The sequence below is a fragment of the Litchfieldia alkalitelluris genome (assembly GCF_002153425.1).
Lineage (GTDB): Bacteria > Bacillota > Bacilli > Bacillales > Salisediminibacteriaceae > Evansella > Evansella alkalicola.
Genome location: NZ_KZ119600.1, coordinates 1,167,210 through 1,190,956, shown reverse-complemented (window position 1 = coordinate 1,190,956; position 23,747 = coordinate 1,167,210). Strand labels below are relative to the sequence as shown.

At 40.2% G+C, this 23,747-nt stretch carries 23 protein-coding genes and 1 riboswitch; of the genes, 10 read left to right on the top strand and 13 right to left on the bottom strand.

All coding sequences use genetic code 11. From position 1 onward, the window contains the following. Window positions 1-72: 72 nt before the first annotated feature. Together sspK and BW724_RS05475 are read left to right on the top strand one after the other, a co-directional pair. Entirely contained in the window at window positions 73-228 is a 156-nt protein-coding gene (gene sspK, locus BW724_RS05480) for a small, acid-soluble spore protein K (protein WP_088074244.1), read from the top strand. A 59-nt stretch (window positions 229-287) separates the two neighbouring features. After that, a complete protein-coding gene (locus tag BW724_RS05475; protein WP_088074242.1) occupies window positions 288-446 on the top strand; it encodes a YpzG family protein in 159 nt (52 codons plus the stop codon). 70 nt (window positions 447-516) lie between these two features. Here the strand turns inward: BW724_RS05475 and BW724_RS05470 are convergent, their stop codons facing one another. The 3 genes from BW724_RS05470 to recX all read right to left on the bottom strand — a co-directional run bounded on the left by BW724_RS05470 (window position 517) and on the right by recX (window position 3,828). Continuing rightward, window positions 517-834 (bottom strand): YfhH family protein, encoded by a 318-nt coding sequence (locus BW724_RS05470; protein WP_088074240.1) that lies wholly within the window; start codon window positions 832-834, stop codon window positions 517-519. A gap of 230 nt (window positions 835-1,064) precedes the next feature. Then, complete coding sequence (locus BW724_RS05465; RefSeq protein ID WP_088074238.1) at window positions 1,065-2,738, bottom strand: L-lactate permease; 1,674 nt, start codon at window positions 2,736-2,738, stop codon at window positions 1,065-1,067. A gap of 259 nt (window positions 2,739-2,997) precedes the next feature. Further along, the gene (recX, locus tag BW724_RS05460; RefSeq protein ID WP_088074236.1) at window positions 2,998-3,828 is read right to left on the bottom strand and encodes a recombination regulator RecX; all 831 of its coding nucleotides are present in this window, start codon (window positions 3,826-3,828) and stop codon (window positions 2,998-3,000) included. 158 nt (window positions 3,829-3,986) lie between these two features. Between recX and BW724_RS05455 the strand changes: the two genes are divergently transcribed. The 4 genes from BW724_RS05455 to BW724_RS05440 all read left to right on the top strand — a co-directional run bounded on the left by BW724_RS05455 (window position 3,987) and on the right by BW724_RS05440 (window position 6,447). Continuing rightward, entirely contained in the window at window positions 3,987-4,886 is a 900-nt protein-coding gene (locus BW724_RS05455) for a TIGR01777 family oxidoreductase (RefSeq protein WP_088074234.1), read from the top strand. An 82-nt stretch (window positions 4,887-4,968) separates the two neighbouring features. Further along, a complete protein-coding gene (locus tag BW724_RS05450) occupies window positions 4,969-5,103 on the top strand; it encodes a YfhE family protein (protein WP_088077716.1) in 135 nt (44 codons plus the stop codon). A gap of 40 nt (window positions 5,104-5,143) precedes the next feature. Further along, window positions 5,144-5,302, top strand: a complete 159-nt coding sequence (locus BW724_RS05445) for a YfhD family protein (protein WP_088074232.1) — start codon at window positions 5,144-5,146, stop codon at window positions 5,300-5,302. A 272-nt stretch (window positions 5,303-5,574) separates the two neighbouring features. Then, on the top strand, window positions 5,575-6,447 hold the full coding sequence (locus BW724_RS05440) for a hypothetical protein (protein WP_088074230.1): 873 nt from the start codon (window positions 5,575-5,577) through the stop codon (window positions 6,445-6,447). Window positions 6,448-6,788: 341 nt separating this feature from the next. Here BW724_RS05440 and treR read toward each other — a convergent pair whose 3' ends face one another. From treR to BW724_RS05405, 7 genes are all read right to left on the bottom strand, one after another. Next, entirely contained in the window at window positions 6,789-7,508 is a 720-nt protein-coding gene (gene treR, locus BW724_RS05435) for a trehalose operon repressor (protein WP_176371547.1), read from the bottom strand. A gap of 120 nt (window positions 7,509-7,628) precedes the next feature. Then, window positions 7,629-8,462, bottom strand: coding sequence for a FixH family protein (locus BW724_RS05430; RefSeq protein ID WP_088074226.1), 834 nt, complete (start codon window positions 8,460-8,462; stop codon window positions 7,629-7,631). Window positions 8,463-8,599: 137 nt separating this feature from the next. Further along, complete coding sequence (locus BW724_RS05425) at window positions 8,600-10,036, bottom strand: alanine/glycine:cation symporter family protein (RefSeq protein WP_088074224.1); 1,437 nt, start codon at window positions 10,034-10,036, stop codon at window positions 8,600-8,602. Window positions 10,037-10,542: 506 nt separating this feature from the next. Further along, window positions 10,543-11,118: a GNAT family N-acetyltransferase gene (locus tag BW724_RS05420; RefSeq protein WP_088074222.1), complete on the bottom strand. Its 576-nt coding sequence runs from the start codon at window positions 11,116-11,118 to the stop codon at window positions 10,543-10,545. A 562-nt stretch (window positions 11,119-11,680) separates the two neighbouring features. Further along, window positions 11,681-12,310 carry a DUF6944 family repetitive protein gene (locus BW724_RS05415; RefSeq protein WP_140354913.1) on the bottom strand — a complete coding sequence of 210 codons (630 nt, stop codon included), beginning with the start codon at window positions 12,308-12,310 and terminating at the stop codon, window positions 11,681-11,683. A 142-nt stretch (window positions 12,311-12,452) separates the two neighbouring features. Further along, window positions 12,453-13,031 (bottom strand): DUF6944 family repetitive protein, encoded by a 579-nt coding sequence (locus BW724_RS05410; protein ID WP_088074218.1) that lies wholly within the window; start codon window positions 13,029-13,031, stop codon window positions 12,453-12,455. A gap of 83 nt (window positions 13,032-13,114) precedes the next feature. Continuing rightward, window positions 13,115-13,744, bottom strand: coding sequence for a DUF6944 family repetitive protein (locus tag BW724_RS05405; RefSeq protein WP_088074217.1), 630 nt, complete (start codon window positions 13,742-13,744; stop codon window positions 13,115-13,117). A 291-nt stretch (window positions 13,745-14,035) separates the two neighbouring features. On the opposite strand from BW724_RS05405, the gene BW724_RS05400 reads away from it, so the two are divergent. Next, a complete protein-coding gene (locus BW724_RS05400; protein WP_088074215.1) occupies window positions 14,036-14,548 on the top strand; it encodes a DUF6141 family protein in 513 nt (170 codons plus the stop codon). Window positions 14,549-14,734: 186 nt separating this feature from the next. Here the strand turns inward: BW724_RS05400 and BW724_RS05395 are convergent, their stop codons facing one another. The 3 genes from BW724_RS05395 to BW724_RS05385 form a co-directional block, all read right to left on the bottom strand. Next, entirely contained in the window at window positions 14,735-15,658 is a 924-nt protein-coding gene (locus BW724_RS05395) for an aldo/keto reductase (protein WP_088074214.1), read from the bottom strand. A 140-nt stretch (window positions 15,659-15,798) separates the two neighbouring features. Next, complete coding sequence (locus BW724_RS05390) at window positions 15,799-18,108, bottom strand: UvrD-helicase domain-containing protein (RefSeq protein WP_088074212.1); 2,310 nt, start codon at window positions 18,106-18,108, stop codon at window positions 15,799-15,801. An 805-nt stretch (window positions 18,109-18,913) separates the two neighbouring features. Next, window positions 18,914-19,465 (bottom strand): hypothetical protein, encoded by a 552-nt coding sequence (locus tag BW724_RS05385; RefSeq protein WP_176371309.1) that lies wholly within the window; start codon window positions 19,463-19,465, stop codon window positions 18,914-18,916. A gap of 183 nt (window positions 19,466-19,648) precedes the next feature. Further along, a riboswitch (glycine riboswitch) is annotated at window positions 19,649-19,725 on the top strand. Window positions 19,726-19,828: 103 nt separating this feature from the next. Between BW724_RS05385 and BW724_RS05380 the strand changes: the two genes are divergently transcribed. The 3 genes from BW724_RS05380 to BW724_RS05370 all read left to right on the top strand — a co-directional run bounded on the left by BW724_RS05380 (window position 19,829) and on the right by BW724_RS05370 (window position 23,696). Continuing rightward, window positions 19,829-20,104, top strand: coding sequence for an ACT domain-containing protein (locus tag BW724_RS05380; protein WP_088074209.1), 276 nt, complete (start codon window positions 19,829-19,831; stop codon window positions 20,102-20,104). 109 nt (window positions 20,105-20,213) lie between these two features. Beyond that, window positions 20,214-21,575: a PFL family protein gene (locus tag BW724_RS05375; RefSeq protein ID WP_088074207.1), complete on the top strand. Its 1,362-nt coding sequence runs from the start codon at window positions 20,214-20,216 to the stop codon at window positions 21,573-21,575. Between the two features lie 447 nt (window positions 21,576-22,022). Continuing rightward, window positions 22,023-23,696, top strand: coding sequence for a transposase (locus tag BW724_RS05370; protein ID WP_088073754.1), 1,674 nt, complete (start codon window positions 22,023-22,025; stop codon window positions 23,694-23,696). Window positions 23,697-23,747 lie beyond the last annotated feature (51 nt).

Below are 23,747 nucleotides of genomic sequence, written 5' to 3'. Positions count from 1 at the left end.
ATAACTGCCCTAAAAAAGAGAGAAAAAGGGCAGATGCTTACATGGGTTAAGTACCATAAGGAGGTTTTCCCAATGCGCAACAAAGAAAAGGATTTTCCAGAGCGTATGTCATTAGACGGTGAGCCAAGGGCAAAAGCAGCTTATGCTTCCAAGCGGGCTGATGGAACAATCAATGACCACCCACAAGAACGTATGCAAGCTTCAACTCAAGATCGAAAACCTAAATAATAAGGGACCTTGATTAGAGATTGATGCATGTATACCCAAATTTGAGGAGGCGTTAAGTCATGCACTATAAACACCTGCCACAAACGGGAAGAGGTTATCAGGATCCATTCCAATCACCACGTTCAAATCCAAAGCATGCGTATCACCAAGTGAATGGGGAAACCAGACGAGCATTAGATGTGCAAATATTAGAGGTTCAGACGCGAAAAAGATCGTAGTTGAAACTCTACAAATAAGTTGCTTCAACAGCTTCTACCAAGCTGTTTGAAGCAGCTTTTTAATTTAAAATTATATTACGATGATGTTTCCTAACACAGAGATTGGTAATGCTTCTTCTTCTTGGCTGTTGTTGCGATTTCCCCATGCGAAAACACCGTTCATATAAGATATTTTAAAAGTATCCCTTGAACCAATTATTTCATACGTTTCACCTGAGTTAAATGCTGAAGGATCCATCATATATGCTTGAGCCATCATCATCTTGCGCTCATGTACTGCATACTCATTTACCATTCCCATTTGCTCAGCTTTTTGTGCTTTCACCTTTAAGTCTGCAATTTCATTACGTAACTCTTCTTCTGTCATTTGGCTATATCGCTTATCCATATATTATTCTCCTTAAAAGCTACTTTGTTACCTTTATTATAAATAAAGCCTGGAAAAGATGAAAGAATAACGCATAACTCCAGCTACACTTAGGGATAGGACGAGGTAGAATCAAATAAGGAACCACAAGATAGTCAATACCTCGTGATTCCAAACCACACCTATCCTTGCCATTATAAAAACACAATTCGGTCTACTCCTTCACTACGCCCTACCTAGCAGGCAACAAGTCATCGCAACAGGGTGAGTATCATACCAATGACCCCTGCAAATAAGGAATAATACAGCATCGGCACAATCGTTAAACGAATAATTGCCCCTTCACGCCCAACTAAACCTACTACTGCAGCTGCGGCTACTACATTTACAACGCAAATCATATTTCCACCATTCGAACCTAGTACTTGCAACGACAAGATCAAACGTGGATCAGCCTGAATTTGTTCAGCGATACTTGACTGGAATAAAGAAAACATCATATTACTGAACGTAGCACTCCCTGATATAAACGATCCTAACGCTCCGATCATTGGAGCTACTAACGGCCAAACACCTCCCATGATGCCAGCCGCTGTACTAGCGAGTTCTAACGGCATACTCATGAGTCCACTCTCATTGACACCAGAATTGATGAAGATTCTCACCATTGGTACTGCCGTAAATAAGGTGATTCCAGTTCCAATAACTGCTGTTCCAGACTTTGTAAAAGCAGCTTTCACCTTTGAAAAGCTCATTTTATGAATAAATATTGTAATGATAACTACAAGAAGGAACACAAATCCTGGTAAGTAAAATGGTTCAATTGCCGCTCGTATGTCAGAACCGAGAATTTGATTATATTCAATGCTCACACTTTGGAGCATCTCTTTAAATGGCAATACTTCAAGTCTTGTTAATACTAAGAAAAAGCCAACTAATAAGTATGGAATCCAGGCTTGCACTAACGAAAGCTTCGGTTTTTCCCCTTCTTTATCGTCATCTTTCTCAATTAATGTTCCTATCCATGATTGTAGCCAATCCTTGCGATCAGGAAATTCCCATTCTTCCTTCGGTAATAAAAACCCTTTTTTTGCCGCTGGAACCACAATAATTAGACCAATCAATCCTCCAAAAATAGCTGGGAACTCAGGCCCTAAAAATGTAGCCACAAGTAAAGCTGGAACAGTGAAACTTAACCCTGCAAAAATGGCAAACTTCCAAATTGCCAAACCTTCCTTCCACGATTTATTTTCACCAAAAAATCGTGTGAGCATAGCAACGATAATAAGTGGCATAAACGTTCCTACAAATATATCTATCTGCATCACCTGGCTAGCAATACTTTGTAGAAAACCAGTAATACCACCGCTTGCTTCAACATAAGGTGCTACTACTGGAGAAACGTGCGCTCCCTCTTGAACCCCTTGACCGACACCGACAATAATCGGCGTTCCAACTGCACCAAAGGAAACAGGACTACTATCTGCAATCAATGCTAATACTACTGCAGCTAATGCTGGAAAACCTAAAGCAACAAGCAATGGTGCTGCAATGGCTGGCGGTGTTCCGAATCCAGCTGCCCCTTCAATAAATGAACCAAAGAGCCATGCAATAATAATGAGCTGAACCCTTCGATCCCCTGAGATTCCCATAAAGCTTGTCCGAATCTTATCAATCGCCCCAGAAAGCTTTAATGTATTTAACAATAGAATTGCACCAAAGACGATATATAAAATAGAGATACCGATGATAATCCCTTCAATTGTCGAAGCTGCAATAATTTTTAGTGGCACCTTCCAATAGATAACTGCCAAAACTGCTGTTGCAATTAAACTTATCGTCATAGCACGTACTGCAGACATTTTTAGGACAACGAGGAATAACATTACAGCAAGAATTGGCGTGAGAGCAACGATTGAAGTCATATTCAAAATCCTTTCCATAAAAAATAAAATTCACATCAAATAACTATATATATGAGTACCCCTACACATTCCTTTTCCATTTTACAATTATTTTCAAACAATTCATACAACTTTCAAATAAAAAACACCGAAATCGAATCTCAGTGTTTTAGTGTGCCACATTTTCCAGTTTTATATTGTCCAAATCCTATTTACCTCATGCACCATCAACTAGTCTGTTATTCCTAACTGCCCCTGAAACTGAAAGAAGACCCAAGCCTCATTCATCTTCCGCAAGAGAACCTTCCTCTTTCATTTTAGAAAACCAAGCCTCGATGGAGTCCCCAGAAAACCCCCGTTGATACAAGTATTGCTTGATTCGTTGGTCCCTTTCCCAGGCTTCATACTTCTGAAACTTCTTTATTGCCTTTTCCCCCTGTTTAACTAAGCCCTCCCATTCAAAATCCTCAGGAATTTCCGCTTCACATTTGTCCACTGCCTGTTTAGCAATGCCGTTACTAAAGCCCCTCTGCATTAAAAACTGCAAGAGCTTTTGTTTACGCTGTCGATTTCCTTCCTTCTTGTAGCTCGTCTGCTTTTTCGAAGCCGTCTTTATAGCATTTTCAAGCTCCTCTTCCTCAGGATATTCCTTTAAGGCATGATCAATATCCTTTTGGGAAATCCCCTTTTGATACAGCTCTTGCTCTATTAGAAGTGGACCTTTTTTTTGTGTATTCTTCTTCGTCCGAACAAAGGCTTCTGCAAACGCCCGATCATCAAGAAGGTTCAAGTCCTGTAATCTATCAAGTAGTCGCCTAGCTTCCTCTTCCCCAACCTCTTGGTCCTTCATATATTGCAGCACTTCTTTTTCAGAACGCATTCTATATGAGAGATAGTTCAGGGTCTTTTGAAACGCTTTATCTAGTACGTCTTCTTCACGAATTTTTACGATATCGTCTTCCGATAATTCCATCCCTTTGGAAAAACTCCATTTTACGAATATATCCTCAGAAACTGTCAAGGCATATTCATCTCCTTGCCCGCGATCTACATATATATGAAAACGACCTTTATTCTTTTTAGCTACTGTTATTTTACTAATAGCTGGCATAGCACCGTCACCTCTGTATTTTTTACGATAAAAAATTATTGTCTCTATGATTATTTCATTGCATTCCTATGAAAGCAATGCTAATGTTCTAACAAAATAGTTTGATTTTATACACAAACGGTTACGTGTAATATAAAATGCTCTGAGGGGTGTGCGTTATGAAAATCGCAATTGCAGGTGGATCTGGGTTTGTAGGAAAGCATCTAACAATGAAGCTTGTGGCAGAAGGGCACCAGGTAGTTATTCTGACAAGAAATAAACCACACACACAACATAAAGACATTACATATGTGGAATGGCTGACAGAACAAGCTGAGCCAGAGAAGGCATTGACTGATATAACTGCCTTCATTAATTTAGCTGGCGAAAACCTCAATAGTGGTCGTTGGACGAAAGCAAAGAAACAAGATATTTTGCAAAGTAGAATCGATGCTACGAAGGAAATCACTCGTATCATCACAAAGATGGAGACGAAGCCCAAGATATTGATTAACGCTTCTGCTATTGGATATTACGGCACTTCGGAAGAATCAACTTTCACTGAACAAACGGACAAGAGCGGTAATGATTTTTTAGCCAATGTCGTAAAAACTTGGGAACAAGCCGCAAACGATGTTCCCGATTCCGTCCGCGTCGTTTTTGCTAGATTTGGCATGATCTTAGATAAAGATGAAGGGGCATTAAACAAGATGTTGCTTCCGTACAAGCTTTTTATCGGAGGTCCATTGGGCAGTGGGAAGCAGTGGTTGTCCTGGATTCATATCGACGACTTAGTTAATGCCATTCACTTCTGCCTCATGCAAGGAGAGATTAGTGGACCAGTCAATATGACAGCATCTGAACCTCTTCGGATGAACGACTTTGGCAAAACATTGGGAAGCGTTTTGAACAAGCCGCATTGGGCGCCAGTGCCAGCTTTCCTGCTAAAAATCGTGTTAGGGGAAATGAGCATTTTAGTAGTGGAAGGACAACGGGTTCTACCAGATAAGCTTCAGGAACATGGTTTTACCTTCCAATACCCTAATCTGAAGCCAGCCTTAATAAACATACTGAGGTGAGTAATGTTGGGGCAATTGAATATTGTTACATCTTAAAGGTCATACTGTATATGTGATTAAAATGACTAATGAGGTGATAGATATGGAAAGCAAGAAAAGAAGAACAAAAGAAGAGCACCGTACTATTAATAAAACTCAGGAAGTATTATATCAATCTGATTTTAAAGCTGCGGATCGGGAGTATCAACGTGCGAAAGGTAATGGTGCGAACCTCTAATAGCTTTCCAACACCAAGATGACGAAAGGGTGAAGACATCATGGCAAAACATAATGAAAAAAGAAGCAATCAAAAGTTACCAAATATTTCAAAGGATCACGAAGTAGAGTATTCTGAAGAATTAGCTGATGCGGAAGATCGTGAAGCACAAGCTCGTGCAGAAGCCGCAACGCAGCGTGTTAATAAGGAAAATATATAATCAAATATAACGAAGTCCTATCGTCTAAAACGAAGTGACTTCGTTTTTTTTACATTAACAATTTTAAGAATTTTTTTATTCTTATTAGCATTAAAGGCAAAAGACAGGTATGATGGAGATAGGAGATAAAAAAACACGACTACCCACCAACTCCTTTCACACCAAGAAGCACATAAAAGCAATGAAACCTCAAATTGCTTAGCCTCCCTTTACTTAAGATAAGTAAAGGCTGTCACTTTAATTAAAACATTTGAAAGGACCGGTGAATGCCAATGGGTACATTACCACCAAGCTTCTTAGGAAAAAATGTAAATCTAGATGGACAAAATAGTCGCAGCTATGTTGTAAAATACGAGGAACATATATCAAAGAAAAAGTCGAATATCCTCTTATTCGATCACGAAACACCTGTGATTTTTGCAGTCATCGACCGAACTGGACGTTTCCTAGATTCTTTTTATTTATCAAACAAGACAACACAGGAAGCAGCGAAGACGTTAGAAAACTACAAGGAAATTGTAGAACGGAAAAAACTGCATACAGTGACGCAGGACGACCTCCGCGATGCCTTAAGGCCGATGGAAGAAGCAAGGATGAAAAACGAGAATATCTTGAAACATCTCACGGACGAACATCTAGAGGACATTAAACATTTGTGGCCATCAAGGCTCATTGCTATCCAAAATGCTGATGGTAAATCTGATCAATCACTGATTATGTCAGCCTTATCAGAAGCCATTAAACTAGCCAATCCAATAAAATCGTTCCAATTTATAATCAATCACAGATTAGACACTTTTATCCCTAAGTTGGGGGAACGAGTTGCCACTCACCCGGACCTCATCGAAGACATTACATCCTACTACCTTTCCTACAACGAATCTGCTATAGTTGAAGACTTCCTAAACGTAGCCGTCAAGCATGTTCCTGTGAGTGATCACAATGCTGTAGAACAGCTATTGAATTCTGCTAAAAAAATTGACAATCTTTTCTACACTGGTGTGATGCGCCACATTTTAAGCCGATTGATCCGCCGTGTAAAAGAAGAAACTGGCGGTACACCAAAAGACTGGCTCAATGAAACGATTCACGATCGCCAGCTAAAACGCACCATCATCAGTGACCTTAAGAAAAAAACAGGTTAATCAGAAAAGCGCAAGCGCCTTGATCATCGGCCACAAAAACTGCCTCTTCCTCTACTAGCATCGCTCTGGAGTGTATCCGTCGAGGCAACTCGAAGCATATTCGTGATGTAAACGCTCGTTGGAGGAGCTAATCCGAAGAAGCTATCGTGAGATAAAGGAAACACAACGAACGTAGTGAGTTGATGTTGACTTATCGTAGACGAGGTGAGGAAAGTTTCTTGGGCCGATAGGCGCTGGAGCTAGACAAGAAAAGCGTAAGCGCCTATAAAAAAACTGTCTTTACAAAACTCTAAATCTGAAGTTAGGTTCAGCAGGAGCAGTAAAGACAGTTTTTAATTTGATTAGTTTTTCGTTCTCCTTGCAAAGTCGACGAAACGGAACTTGTCGGGACGGTGCCTGGACTCTGTATATTGAAAAATACTAGCGTCCTCTAAATACACATAGTTTTTGACGACAACAACATTCGAAAAGCCTTCCAAATCAAGAAGGTTCCTATCCTCTTTCGTTGGTTCCTCTACTGTGATTTCTTTCTTAGCAAAGCTAATCGTTAATCCCAATTCCCCTTCGATGTATTCATAAATGGAGGAAGCACAGACTTCCCTACTTAATTTTTCCACCTTAGAGGACTTAATATAATCTTTGTCCAAAATGATCTTCTCATCATCAATTTCCCTCACACGCTGTACTTCCCACACCATTTCCTCTGAAGAATCTATTTGTAATATGCCCTTCATATCTTCTGTAGGCGGGAGCAACTCAAGTTTTTCCACAATTGTCTTATGGTTTTCCCCAAGCTGATTGGCTAACTCCTTAAAGCTGACTAGACCTGATATTGGGAAATCGAAGCGAGGTGTATCTAATACGATCGAACCCTTCCCTTGAACCTTCTGGATAAAACCGTTTTGTGCAAGCAACGTCAAAGCTTTACGAATCGTTTCCCTAGAAGTACCGTACTTGTCCATTAACTCATGCTCTGAAGGTAATAGGGTTTGTGGCTGGTATGTAGCTTTAGTTATGTCATCCACAATGTCTTTATATATTTGTATATACTTGTTCCTCATTTTCATCACCAGCACCCATTCTATCATGGATTTACCCTCTAACAAAGATTCACCCATGAATGTTTGTTATCTATACAATAGGCTGACCCTAAAAGTTGTTTTAGGATCAGCCTCATTGTTCTAGTGCGAATGGTCAACCGACACTTCCATTAATTTATGCTCATGTAAACCAGAATCATCTTCTACATGTATCTCAATGAAATAATCTCCAGTTCTTTCGAAAGTGTGTGTCGCCGTATACTCACCTGGATTAGTTTCGTCGGCCTCTAGCCATGTATGCCGCTCATCACCGTCCTGCCAAATTTCAAATTGAATGTCCCCACCTGTTAACGCGGAACCTTCTAATTCAATGTATACCGCCAACTCTGTATTTTCTGATTGAATGATTTCTCCTGTTTTCCAGTCAATCGTCAGATCTTCCACATGATGATGATGGCCATCACCTTCTCCATCTTCACCACCATGATGGTCGTGATCCATATGGTCGTGATCGTCTAACTCATCTTCTTCTAGTCTTTCTGGAGCATCACCAATTTTTATTTCCCCTACTGGCATCATGTGTTGGCCGCGGGCAGTAACATGTGGTTGAACAAAATAGATGTTTTCATTTTCGAATATATGGACTAACTCATATACCCCATCCCCAAGAGACTCTTCCACTTCAATGAATTCACTTTCTTCTTTCTGTCCTTGCTCCCAAATCTCAAATATGACTTCACTAGCATCGTCCACTTTTTCTTCTCCTTGTGTAACTAATGCCTGGATTACAATCTCCGTACCTGGATCCCCTTCTTCATCCATAATTAACTCTACTGCCAATGGATCTAAATTTAGTTCTGAATTTGCACCATGAGAATCAGATTCGTCTCCGTCCCCTTGCCCACAAGCTGCCAAAGCTAGAACACTAGTAACAATGAGCGCAAATATTGATTTTTTCAGTGACAATGTTTTCATTTTTACACCTCTATACTTTTATTTCCAAACGTAATCACCCCCATTCTACACTGTTTGAATGGGGGTGTCACATCGGGTGCTTATTTTATGATACATCATCATTTTTTGAAAAAATTATTGTTTATGAGATACCTAATTTACTTATTTTCACGAGAAGTTAATTCAGCTTTGTCCCAGCATTCAGCACCTTCAAGTCCTTCAATGTTTTCTGAATAAAAAACTGGGTCTTTGCCTTTGCGACGTTGACTCGTGTAGTCATCCAATACTTGATAAGCAACTTTACCAATGAGGAAGATCACAATCAAGTTAATAACCGCCATTAGTCCCATAAATAAATCAGCCATGTTCCATACGAGGCCAACCTCAGCAACAGCACCAAAGACAACCATGAGAACTACTGCTGTACGGTAAACTTGAAGCCAAATTGTATTATTACGGATAAACTCAATATTCGTTTCACCATAGTAATAGTTACCGATAATGGAGCTAAATGCAAAGAATAAAATAGCGATTGCAACGAAGCTTGTCGCCCATGCACCAACATGCGTTTCTAAAGCTCCTTGTGTCAATTGAATACCAGTTAATTCTCCCATTTGATACACATCTGTTAATAAAATGATAAACGCCGTTGCTGAACAGATAATGATTGTATCAAAGAAAACGCCAAGACTCTGTAACAACCCTTGTTTTGCAGGGTGACTAACGTTTGCTGTTGCAGCTGCGTTCGGCACACTACCCATACCAGCTTCGTTGGAGAATAAACCACGTCTAACCCCTTGCATGATTGCAGCACCAATTCCTCCTCCAATCATCTCATTCATACCGAATGCACTAGATAGGATTAAGTTAAACACAGCTGGAATTTCTGTGATATTTGTAACAACGACATAGAAGGCAATGATTAAATATATGATAGCCATAAACGGAACAACGACTTGCGTTACTCGCGCAATCCTTCTCACGCCACCAAAAATGATAATCCCCGCAACAGTAGCAATGATTAATCCTAGAATAAATGGACTCGTTCCAAATGCATTTTCAAATGCACCTGTAATCGTATTTGCTTGAACAGAGTTAAAGATCAAACCAAAGCATAATGTAAGTAAAATAGCGAAGACGATACCAAGTCCACGTTTTTTAAGCACTTTTTCCATGTAATACGCCGGACCACCTCGGAAATTATCCCCATCTTTCACTTTGTACACTTGCGCTAACGTACTTTCTATAAAAGAAGTCGCCATACCAATAATTGCAACCATCCACATCCAGAAAACAGCACCTGGACCACCTATCGCAATTGCTAGTGCCACACCTGTTAAGTTACCCGTTCCAACCCTTGATGCCGTACTGATTGTAAACGCCTGGAACGCGGAGATTCCCTTGTCACTCGTTTTCTTCTCCGTTATAACTCGAAACATTTCTCCGAAGAGTCGAAACTGTACAAATTTCGTTCGAATTGTAAAATAAATCCCCAACCCAATCAATAAACCGATAAGAACATAAGTCCACAAGATGTTATTTCCAAAGTCAACGATGTAGTTTACTCCATCTAATATTGAATCGATAAATCCCATTCTGTCACCCTCCTAATTTAATTCTCTACAATAATAAAATATTACCACTAAAAACCAGACAATTATCGCACAAATTATGTCTAATTTCCAATATTAATGTTATATTAAAATATTAATATGTCGATATTTGTAATACGAAAATTTTTGTCTATGAAACTTCTTGATCTCTCTTGGACAGTTTTCCTAGTTTTAATTAGAAATCTGTCCTTCAAACAAGCCTTCAAAGACAGTTTTCCTATTTTTAATTGCTAAACTGTCCATGACACTCACTCTCAAAGACACTAAGCAAGCTTCAAATTGATAAACTGTCCATAAAAACCCCCCTCGTATACAAAGAAACAAACAACCAACAAACAATCAAAAAACAAAAAAAGATGTTCCTGCAAGTGGCATCACCCTCACCTTTCAGCCACTGATGGAACATCCTCTACTAAACCTGTTTAAAACTATAAATAACTATCTAAATATAGAAAATCCCCAATGAATGAGAATCATCAATGGAAGACTTAATCAACACTCTTTCCTTCAAACTCTTCTCTTAAAATCGAGTAAGTTTTTAAGTCCCGATGCTCACCTTTTACCAACATACTTTTTCGTAATGTTCCTTCGTATGTCATTCCTACCTTTTCCATGACCCTCTGCGAAGGAACATTCTCTACAAAACATTTAGCTTGGATTCGCACCAGATCCATCTTCTCAAATCCAAACTTAATGATTTCCCTTGCAGCTTCAGGCATAAGCCCTTGTCCCCAATATTCTTGCGAGAGGACGTAACCAATTTCGGCTGTTTTATGAACGGGCTTCCACCATACAAAGTCTATCGTTCCTATGAATTTATCATTTTCTTTTAAAATAATGCCCCAAGGAGCTATCTTCTTATTTTCATATTGGTTTTTGGCGAACTTCACAAAGGCTTTCGTATCTTTAATACTGTCGTGAGTATCCCAAGTCACATACCTTGATACATCATTACTGGAGCTGTAGCTATACATATCATCTACGTCATTTAACGTTATTTTCCGCAAAACGAGTCTATCGGTTTCTAAGCTTGGTAGATCTCCATAAATATCCTCTATCTCCATATCCCCTCAGCTCCTTTAATATTGCAAAAATAAAGTAGTAGTAATTGTACTTTAGTTCGATAGATAAACATTGAATTCCTGCTACTTTATTCACAAAGGGGGTAATAAGTTCTTTTATTATAGCTCTGTTAAAGGATAATGTTGATATTTAACACTTTTGATTTTTTGTGGAAGGTATACCTGTCTCTTCCTCTACAAGCAAATGCTCTGTAGTATATCCGTCGAGACAACTCGAAGCTTACTCGTGATGTAAACGCTCGTTCCTGCGGGATTAAAGGCAGGGGTAAGACCCCGCAGATGCAGGAGGCAGGACGCCGACATTACGCCGTTGCCCACAGGAAGTGGGCATGTTCTTAGGCGGAATTTGGAGGAGGCTTACCAGCCGCCCGCGGCAAAGAAGACACTGCGAAAGTTGAGCAGATGTCGCACTTGTACCTTGCGTGAAAGCGAGTACCTGTAACAAAAAATCAACAACTTAGTTTTAACAGAGCCTTTCTTATAAACAACACTTTCCCCTAGCCCTAAATACAACATTTCTTCATACTATATCCCTTACATACAGTTAGGCAATATCAGTATCTTCCCCTTCAGCATTATCTTCAATAAATTGCTCCGTTGTTCCTACAGCTTGCAAGGATATACCGGCTGCCTGTAGCCACGCACCTAATACTGCTAAATACTGTGCGGTTTTTTCATCAGAAGATATCTCAGTTAATGTCCCTAATGCTTCAATGAAGGCCCCATAAGACTGTATGAAACCTCCTACTTTACGCTTAGGATGATCCCGTTGTGAAGCAACGATAAAAGCACCTTTTGCTTGCAGCGCATTCGCAATCACAATTAATTTTTTATTATCTACTTCATCTTGCTTTTTAGGTTCATTATCATGTTTTATCCCAAATCGCTTCTTAGCTTCCTTCTCATAGGCATTTGGTAGATCCTTAACACCGACTGCTGAAACGGTAGACGAACCAGCTGATATGAGCCAGTTACCTAACTCTGCTAACACATTTTCATCCTCTGCCACAGCTTGGATAGCAGCACCTACCCCTTGTGTCCCTTTACCAGCAATCCACAAATGCTGGCCAACAATATGTCTTCCAAACAAATCTTTTGTCTGTCCAACCGCACCAATGGTAGTTCCAATCGCACCTAACCAGTTACCTATGACGTCCCGTGAATCCGTTGCCATCTCCTTCACCTTCTATCTACCTAAACATGAATTGATGAATTGAATCCACCTTCATTTACTTATATTCATAACCTTAGTTTTTGATTGTATATTAAACTAGCCATAATCGATGGCTTCATATCAATTTTTGCAAAAAAAATAACTAACTCTCTCTCACTTCCAAGTCATTGTCTTCCCCTTGGTTTAGGAGTTCCCTTAAACCAGGAGTTACAGAAATTGCTTGAATGATCGTACCAAATCCTTGAATCCATTTTCCTGCACTCCTTAATTCATCCCCTTTTTCAACATCATCTTTTAATATGTGTAACACACCAGCAGCTTCAATAAGAGCACCAAGGGCTTGAATTGTATTACCTATTGCCTTTGGAGGATTATCCTCTCTTCTTGCAATCGCACTTAAGTAGGAGCCAATTACTTGAACGCAATCACTTATGATCTCCAGCTGATCGTTCACTTTTTCATCTACATATATCTCCCTATATGCAAGCACTGCATTCCCAGAAGAAGCTATCCCCTGTAGTCTGTTACCCAATATTGAAAGACCATCTGCAGGGGTGGTCTCTGCAATTAGAAAGTTCCCCACCCCTTGTATACCATCGCCAATAACGCGTATTCTTTTTCCATCTACGCTATCTCTAATCTCAATACTTACACCCAAGGCGGCCAGATTGGCACCAATTGCCTCAATCCAATTACTGATAGTATATAAATGGTTAGACATTTGATCGTCCACCTTTTGTTTGAAAAAAATATATTATTAGTATAATCCTAAAGTTAATAGTCAATTGAGTTATTTGTCATTACCTAGGTGTCCACGGCAGTTTCTTGTTCGTTTTCATCTGTACCCACCCCATCTTCACTCGCACTATTATTTCCATCAGGGCTCATGCCATTTAAATACAATCTAGTAGCACCGATTGCTTGATACATAGTACCAATTGATTGGAGCCACCCACCAACAGTCTCCATTTTCTGTCCTGTTACTTCATCTGAATTAATTGTGTGTATTACCCCAATAGCTTCTACAATTGCGCCTAATGATTGAAGTAAATTTCCGTATACTAATTTAGGATTTTGCTCTATTCTCCCTATGGAAGCATAAAATGCTCCAATTGCTTGGAGAACATCTCCGTTTATTTCCATTAGATTGTTATCAAATTTGTTACCTAGATCATAAAGCATGCGATATTCAGCAATGGAATTACTTGACGTCCCTGCTGCCTGTAGCCAGTTACCTAACTCTACATACCCATCATCTGTTTCTGCAATCGCTTGGAAGGCATTTCCTACCCCTTGGACACTATTTCCAACTACACCAAGCTTAAAGCCCTCAACTTTTTGACTATATAATTGCTGTGTTTCGCCAACAGCTGCGATTGTCGCTCCAATCGATTCTATCCAGTTACCTGTGAGGTCTAATAATTGATCTGACAATGGTATGCCCACCTTTATCTCTCTATATAAACACACTTACTTCTAACTTATGCAATACATTCAAATAACGAAAGTCATTAATTACCATATGGTTTCAACTAACCCAAAAGAGATAACGGGTTTCCTTCGGAGGTGCAAACAAGCCACGGAGATTTTCCCCTTATAAAATCATGCCATTTAACGTTTTACACACACCTCTCAAGAAAAGCATTTAAAAAAGAAAAATAGAGTCTCTTTATGTTAATATAGGTAAAAGTGAAAGTCTGATTTCCGTGAAAAAGGGTGAATTGAATGGGGAGTCAAAGTAAAGTTATCTATCGAGAAATTCAAAAACCAGGTCAAATTTGGGCAAAGGCGTTAGTTTTCGGGTTGGCTTTACTTTTGTGGTACGCCTTTATCCAACAAGTAATTCTAGGGGTTCCTGTAGGTACTAATCCTGCTCCGAATGTAATACTGATTATTTTCTGGCTAATATTTGGAGTTATTTTTCCATTGGTACTCATAGCTTTTCTAAAATTAATAACCGAGGTCCGAGATGATGGTGTCTATATCCGCTTTATCCCGTTTCATCTTCACTATAGAAAATTTTTATATCATGATATACAAGAGTATGAGCAAATAGTTTTTAGCCCCCTTGAATTTGGAGGTTCGGGAATTCGGTTCGACTTCCAAGGAGGAACCTCCTATACAATGCACGGGAAGCATGGAATCAAATTACATCTAAATAAGGAAACGATAGTGATCGGCACACAGAATCCAGAAGAAATGTTTAAAGCAATAGCGTCTATGAAGGAAAAACCTTGACCTGGGCATTAGCAGAGCCACCTAAAAAAAGCTGCCTCAAAGTTAAAACTTAACTTAACTTTTGAGACAGCTTTTTTGTAAAAGATGAAGTTATTTTATCTCTAATTCCAGCACCACTTGCTACGCGTTACTTGCGCTTTAGCTTATACCTTATACCTTATACCTTATACCTTATATCTTATATCGTTACTTTACTGCTTGTGGATGGTCCTCTTTCACAAGGTCAAGATCTGCTGCACTTGCATTCAGCTCCACTTGCTCCACATTTTTACAGCCAGGGATAACGGTTGTTACTGCTGGATGCTTTAAGCACCATGCAAGGGCCCACTGTGCCATATTGACGCCTTCAGGAACTTCTTCATGTTGAATTCGTTCCACTTCACGTAGCTTTTTGGCCACCTCTTCCATGTCATGCTTATGTCTTACATCTTGTTCTCCGAATTGTGCACCTGGCTTATATTTCCCGCTCAAATATCCACTCGCTAAAGGAACTCTTGCAAGAACTCCTAGATTTTGATTTTCACAGGACGGGAAAACTTCCTCCTCTGGCTCCCGCTCTAATCGGTTATAAACAACTTGAATGGCCTTTGCATTGTATTCTGTAGCAAGCTCCGTTTGATAGATATTTTGATTACTACCGATGGATATGCCCAAATGCCTTATTTTTCCTGCTTGCACTTGTTTATCTAACAAGGTCCACAAATCATCGTTTCTAAATGCTTCATCACTACCGGAATGGAACTGATATAAATCTACATAATCAGTCTGAAGGGCTCGCAATGAATCATCTAGTTGCTGAAGTACCTCCTCAGGGGACCAGTGATTCGTCCGTTCGAAGTTATGGTGGAACTTATGACCAAACTTAGTAGCCACCAGCCAGTCTTCCCTGTGATCTTGCTTTAAAAAGTTGCCTATAAATTTTTCGGAAAGGTGGTCTCCATAGCATTCTGCCGTGTCAATGAGGTTAATCCCGACTTCCTTACTTTTATGTAAGATTGCATCGACTTCTTTTTGCGTGAAGTCCATCCCCCATTCTCCCCCAAACTGCCAAGTTCCGACACCTACGACAGATGTACGTAATCCTGTTTTTCCAAGCGTACGGTATTTCATTCCAATCACTCCTCGGACTTATTTCCTTCCTATTCACCTCGAAGTATACGTTTTAAGAAGCATAAAGACAAGGGATGATGTCATTTCAAATACAGAATAATTACATGATTTTTTTGCAAAAATATAGTGAAATTACTTCACTAAGCTTTTTCAAGCAGTTTCTTCTCCCCTTGCTCCATTTCACTTTGACAAAGAGGACATTTTTTGGCAGACAACTTCTGATCCACTTCCGTCCTTATTCTCGTCCACGCACGACACCCGTCCTTTGTGCAGATCCAAGCTAGGACTGTGATAAGTAGTTGTTCCCCATTTTCTGTGGCTCCGTCCCTCTTCCTCTTCTTCCCGTCGTGGATTTTAATTTTCTTTTTCACAGCTCCACTTGTTTTTTCCTTCTCAAAAGGCTCTAATATAAACCTCGATGGCCTCACGCTTTTCCCACGGTTGTACTCAGGGGACGTGATTATAAGCTCATTCATTGCCCGGGTGATAGCAACGTAAGCCAATCGTCGTTCTTCCTCGATCGCGTGCTTAACGCTATTATTTTTCTGAAAACTCACGTTGTCTTCCATCTTCCCAGCTTCTAAAGCCGAGGTGTGTGGCAAGATTCCTTCAGATGCTCCAATTAAGTAGACAACAGGAAATTCCAGTCCCTTTGATCGATGGATCGTCATCAGTTTTACCACATTCGCGTCAGGAGTTTTATTAAGCTCTTTCATTTTCTTGTGCATGTTGTTCATATCATCTATAAAGCTAAGAAAAGAAGAAATGGTCCCGAACCTCTTGGATGATGCCTCGAGCTCATCCAGCATTTCCTTCACAGTTTCCTTATGAACAGTAAGGGTCTGGCGATCATCCGCTTCTACATAGCTCTCATAAAACTTCTGTCTAAGCTTCTTGATTGCATGCTGTGGCTCCATTCCACTAAGACTTTTTATCAGTTGAATCCGCTCTTCTACTTTTTTCCTCTGATAGTCCTTTAAGCTCGCCAGTTTCATCAAGTGAATTAATGGATACTTCTTTTTATTGCCCAGCTCTTGGCCATGAATGACATGCATGCCCTTCTCCCTGTTGATATAAAGAGTCGGCAAGATACTCTCCATTGCAGAAAACTCACGTGGGTTGATGGAAAGGCGTAAATGATCCACAATTGGTTTTACGGTCCAATGGTCATAAAACAGCTGATCATTCATGGAAAACTGAAGAAAAGGAATTTCCTCCATTGTTAATTGTTCAAAGATCGCCCTGCTGTTACTCGCAGCTCGGTGAAGAATGGCAAAATCACCATATTGATGGGTTCCTGCTTCCACTTTTTGTTGAATATCCTCCACGACTAAAACGGCTTCTTCATCCGTTGTAGGTGGTTGTCCAAATTGAGGAGGCGAGCTACTCTCGCGGGTTACCTGCAGCGTCTTCTTTTTCCGCATCGTATTCTTCTCTATAACAGCATTTCCCAAGCCAACAATTGTGTCAGGTGACCTGTAATTAATGTCGAGTGTCACAGTTTTTGCCGACTTAAACTCATTCGTAAACTCCAGAATGAATTCATTGCGCGCACCATTAAAGGAGTAGATTGTCTGATCGTCATCTCCCACAACGAACAGGTTCAAGTGCGCTTTCGCAATCATCTTTATCAGTTCATATTGAAGAAGATTGGTATCTTGAAATTCATCAACCATAACTTGGGTAAAACGCTTTTGAAGGGCTTGAAGAAGCTGCGGATCTCTTTGTAATAACTGATAGGCTTCTACCAAAATATCATCGAAATCTATTTTGTGATTCGTTTTTTTCCAGCTTTCATATCTCTTGAAAACTTCCTTCGCTTCCTGATCCACCTTTGTTTTCTCAGGTATCTTGTCCATGCTAATCATATTCATTTTATAGGAGGACAAGAGAGCAATTAGTGTTTCTGGTTGGTACGTATCCTCTAAACCGAGCTCTCTGAGAATAATTTTTATCGTAATTTGCTTTTGCCGTTCGCTACTTAATATCTCCTGATCGTATCCTCTGCTTTTTAACAGCCTTAAGAAAAAAGCATGAAAAGTGTTTGCTTGAACCTGGTTCGCATGCTGCCGCGTTAGTCCTGGTAGCTTACTAATTCTTTCTTTCATTTCATCTGCTGCTTTCCTTGTAAAGGTTACAAGGAGAATATTTGTCGGTTTGACCTTTTGGACGGAAATTAAGTATCCAGTTCGACACACAAGCACAGACGTTTTCCCAGACCCTGCTCCAGCAAGGGTGAGAAGTGGCCCTTCAAAATGACGAACTGCTTCAATTTGCGGTTTATTTAAGTGGATTCCCTTTTTCTCCAACTCTCTGAAATAAGGTGCATCAAACTCATGATTTTTCACGAGGCTATCACTTGTATCTGCTGGTGCCATTTTTGCTTTTAGTTCTTTGTTAAGTTCTGCTCCCTGCGGCAGGTCCTTAAATTGCGTTTCCGTTTCCCCCATACCATCACCTTCATCATATTTGCTACAGTCGAGTATACAATGTTCTATTGGTATAGGCTAGTACAGTTTGTTGGAAGAGAGAAAGAATTGAAGTTAGTTTGTTTTGATTGTGGTCGTAGTTAGTGGCGTGGTTGTGGGCAGTACGTGGTTGTTATCCTGGTCGTGGTTGTAATTAGTGGCGTGGGTGGCGCGAGGGCGGGGCAAGAGGATGGGGAGGTGGCGAGGAGAATAGTTGAGATTTTTGGGGAATCGCATGAGTATGATAGCGCTGAAAGGGTAGCAAATAGCTAGCTAAGGGCGACATAATTAGGGGCGGGGGGGCTATTTTATTTCGCCATGGAATGGACTTTGACGACTTAAATGACGAAGTATTACATTTCATGTCTCTATGAAATGGGCTGTTGACATAACTGGCGAGGCGCTCTCTTTCATGGCGCCATAAATCCTATATCTTTCTAAGTGCCCTCCGTTCAGCGTAAGGAACGCACTTTTGACAGACTTTTACCGGCTGTCCAGCATCATCTAAATATTTGCTTGGACTCACGAGTTTCTTTTTACAAATGTAGCATTTCCTTGTTCCAAACAATTTAGAAAACATATTAGCCTCTCCCCTTTAAATGAATCTATTTAAGGATTGTGATGATAACTCAAGATCAAACTTCAATAGACCTTATTGATGAAAAATTGTATCATATTTTACCGTAATCCAACACAACCATTTTTTACAAATAATAGAGCTTTCAAGTTCATTTAAATGAAATATAGTATCAGGTATCCCTTCTTCATCGTATGCATGGCAACCACCTTAGTAACAGAACTCAGTGTGTAGCGTTTTCGCATTATTGGATAATGCAGAGTGCGGACTGAGTTTCCCTCCACCAGCTACTTCAGGCCGCATTTCTGCAGAATGCGGACTGAGTTTCCCTCCACCAGCGAGTTCAGGCCGCATTCCTGCAAAATGCGGACTAAGTTCCCTTCCCTCAGCGATTTCAGGCCGCATTCCTTCATAATGCGGACTGAGTTTCCCTCCACCAGTGAGTTCAGGCCGCATTCCTTCATAATGCGGACTGAGTTTCCCCCTACCAGTGAGTTCAGGCCGCATTCCTTCATAATGCGGACTGAGTTTCCCTCCACCAGCGAGTTCAGGCCGCATTCCTGCATAATGCGGACTGAGTTCCCCTCCACCAGCGAGTTCAGGCCGCATTCCTGCATAATGCGGACTGAGTTTCCCTCCACCAGTGAGTTCAGGCCGCATTCCTGCATAATGCGGACTGAGTTCCCCTCCACCAGCGAGTTCAGGCCGCATTCCAACATAACACAACCTAAACTCCCAACCCCGACAGATTCGAGGCCCCATTCCAGCCATCCCTAAATCCGACCCTCCCCCACCCCTTCAACCAAAACAACATCACAGTAGTAACAACTCCAACAAAATACGATTAACAAACCATTATGTTGACGGATATAATAAATATTGGTAATATCACTTTAATTAAATAATTTATAAGTAGCAATGATCGTTATGGATAAAACTATAACAGGAGCAACTTCTGGAGAGTTCACGTCATGTGGCGCCGAAGGATTCACAATCTCAGGCAAAAGGACAGGAGAGTAATTCATACATATTTTGTGTACAATTATTCGGTACTGACCTCAATGAGATTGGAGATATTCCAATCTTTTTTTTATTACCCAAAATACTTGTGAGGTGTTGATCAAAATGAGTCAAAAAAGAGCTGTTGTAAGTGTTATAGGAAAGGACCAAGTTGGAATCATCGCAAAGGTTACTACGATTCTAGCGGATAACCATATTAATGTATTGGACATTAGTCAAACCATTCTACAAGATTTTTTCACCATGATGATGCTTGTAGATGTATCGGAACTGGAGGATCTAGAAGAATTACAAACCGCCTTCGATAAAGTGAGTAACGAATTAGGGTTAAAAATAAATATACAACTCGAAGAAATTTTCCAATCTATGCACCGAGTATAGTTAACTAGAACTGCAAATAGATTGTATGCTTAATTGGAACCTTAGTTAGATTATAGTTTAACTAAAGCTGCGAATAAACGAATTACTGAATTTGGAAGGAGTAACTACTGTGAATTTAGCATTTGCGGAAATACAAGAAACAATCAGAATGGTTCAAATGGAGAGCCTTGATATACGTACTGTCACCATGGGGATCAACCTTCGTGATTGTGCAGACTCAGATTTTGAAAAAATGAATACACGAGTTTTCGAAAAAATAACAAGCTATGCAGCGAAATTAAAGGAAACAGCCGAGCAGGTGGAAAAGGAATATGGCATCCCAATCATCAATAAAAGAATATCAATCACTCCAATTGCTGAAATTCTAGGCAATGCCACGGTTGAACAAGCGGTAGAATTGGCAAAAACGTTAGATCGGGCTGCTAAAGAATTAGGAGTGGACTTCATCGGTGGATACTCTGCCCTCGTCCACAAGGGAATTACCAAAGGGGACCAAACTTTGTTAGATGCCCTGCCTGAAGCTTTGAGCACAACGGAGCGTGTGTGTGCCTCCATTTCCGTGGCTACAACGCGCACAGGGATCAATATGGACGCCGTTCGCCAAATGGGAGAAATCATTAAAAAGGCTTCAGAACTAACGAAAGACAGAAATGGAATTGCCTGTGCAAAACTCGTTGTTTTCTGTAATCCTGTAGAAGATAATCCATTCATGGCTGGGGCTTTCCACGGTTCTGGTGAAGGGGAAGCAGTCATCAATGTAGGTGTTAGCGGCCCTGGCGTTGTCCTAAATGCGTTGAAGCGTCATCCTGATGCCGATTTAGGACAGGTGGCTGACGTGATCAAAAAGACGGCATTTAAAATTACCCGAGCAGGGGAATTGTTAGGAAGAATTGTCGCTGAGAGGCTTGAAGTGCCATTTGGAATCATGGACTTATCCCTCGCACCAACCAACGCTATGAACGATAGTGTCGCAGAAATTCTTGAAGAGATCGGATTAGAACGTGTAGGTACCCACGGAACCATTGCAGCCCTTGCCCTAATGAATGATGCTGTGAAAAAAGGTGGTGCTATGGCTAGCTCCTACGTTGGTGGTTTGAGCGGAGCCTTCATACCTGTCAGTGAGGATAATGGAATGATTCGGGGGATTATGGACGATGCCCTTACCCTCTCAAAACTAGAAGCCATGACTTGCGTATGTTCCGTTGGTCTTGACATGATCGCCCTTACAGGAGAGGTATCAGCAGCGACCTTGTCTGCAATGATTGCCGATGAAGCAGCTATCGGGATGATTAACAAGAAAACAACGGCTGTCCGTGTTATTCCTGTCCCTGGGAAAAAAGAAGGGGAAATGGTTGAATTCGGTGGCCTCCTCGGCCGTGCACCTGTCATGGGTGTAAATCCATTTAGTTCTGATCGTTTCGTATCTAGAGGTGGTAGAATTCCTGCACCACTTCAATCATTAATCAACTAATCAACTCAATCGGCGGTTTTGGCTAAAACAAAAGCTGGACCTCCTCTACCATTAAGGGGTTTACTTCAGAGGTTCTAACGTTCCATTCGCAAGCAAAATCACATGCGGTTTCATAGCAGAAATCACATGTGATTTTTGTTGTTATATATTCACTTTGTCTATGAATGTGCATAAAGAAACACAGGAAGAGGAAGAATTGTCAAAATTGTTTTTTACAGAATAAAATCATTCCTCAATAGTTGAATAACCAAATTTTATATATAAATTAAGAGGAGTTTTTCCCTCTAAACAGCAGATGTAACTTAGTTAGGCATAAATAAGGGTAGTTTTGAGACTGTCGATTAACTCATAATAAACCCCTATTTCACATACTTTTTTCATTAACTTATCACTTTCCTCCATATCTAAGGTAAAATTAAGACAAATCTTATATATGGAGTGATCGTGATGGCTCATATTCAATATAAAACATTTGGTCAGTTGTCTTTCGCAGATTATGAAGTTTTCTCTTCAGTCCCTTCCCATCCTTTCTGGAGCCGAGTAGAACAAGTGATTGACTTTTCCTTTGCAGATGAACTCTGTGCATCCTTGTATTCCTCTAAAGGACAACGTCCTTATGCTCCTTCTCTTAAATTAAAGATTCATTTTGCTCAACGCTATCACAATTACTCTGATCGTGAAATGGAAGTGGCCATTCTTTATCATCTACATATAAAACGTTTTTTGGGAGTGCCCGTTGCTTTTAACGGTTTCGACCATAGTACCTTAGGGCTCGATCGAGATCGCATGGGTTCTGCCCTATTTGATGCGTGTCACCACCACATTCTTTCCCAAGCTTTAGACAAAGGGCTGTGGGGGAAAGAAGATGATCGTTGGCTTATTGATTCCTTTCATACGTATGCTAACATTGCCAAAGTAGGGTCGTATCGCTTAATCCAACAAGGAATCCTTCAAATTATTCATCACATCGAACGTACATATCCAAAGCTGTATACCTATCTTCAAAAGGATTGTGCACTCAAAAGCTTTATGAAGCCACTCTCGGATCAAATACCTGAAAAGCGACGATTGGTATTATTTAGTCGCCTGGTGGTGGAAGCCTATAGCCTGTTACATTGGCTAGAAAATGAAAAAGTAAAACCTATATTCTGGACATGGAAGAAATCAAAACAACAACTTCGTTGTTTGGAACTTCAAGCCATTCTCTATCAAATTTTACAGGAAAACACTAAATCAATTGATCAGGATAAGCACGAAGGGGCCGAACAGGGACAACCCCAGTACCAAGAATTATCAAAAAAAGAAAAACCAAAAGATCGAATTCGAAGTGCCTATGATCCAGAAATTCGGAGTGGATATAAATCGAAATCCTTGAAGTTTACCGGAGATAAAATCCAAGTCTTAGAGTCGAGGGAGAACGGATTAGTCTTGAATATTGAACCCATTCCAGGCAATGAGTGGGACGGAGAGCGTCTTGGTCCAATGGTGAAAGAAATGATAGGTAGTTACGGAATTGCACCGAAACAGCTCATAGGTGATACGGCCTATGGCACAGGTGAAAATCGTCAGAAAATACAAGGAATGAAAATTTTAATGACAGCTCCTATACAAAAATATAAAAATCCAACGGGGTTATTAGAAAGCGATTGGTTTGTTTATGATGCCAATTTGGATGAGGTCATCTGTCCTCAAGGGTATTCGACTTCTAAGAAAGTGCGAAATAACGTAAATCAAGGGAATCAATTCAAATTCGAAGCGAAAACTTGTCAAGTTTGTCCACTATTTGAACAATGTACAACCAATGAAAAAGGTCGTACCGTTTTTATCAGTGATTACTATGAAATAATGGAACAAGGAAAATCCTATAATTTAACTGAAGTTGGAAAAGATGCATTAAGGGATCGGTACGATGTGGAAAGAACGAATAATGAAGCAGCCAACCATCATGGACTCAGGAAACCAAGAACAAGAGGGAGAGAATCATTAAGGATAACATCTAAATTGACGGCAATGGTTATCAACTTGAAAATAATGGTGAAGAAATTAGCTGAACCCATAAAGCCTTTTTACCGTTATAAAAAATGCGAAAATCGGATAAAGGCCCCCGTCTGCCCAAATTAGGTAAAATAGGTAAATTAGGACAATATCGAAGGCCTTAAAAAGGGCAGAAAG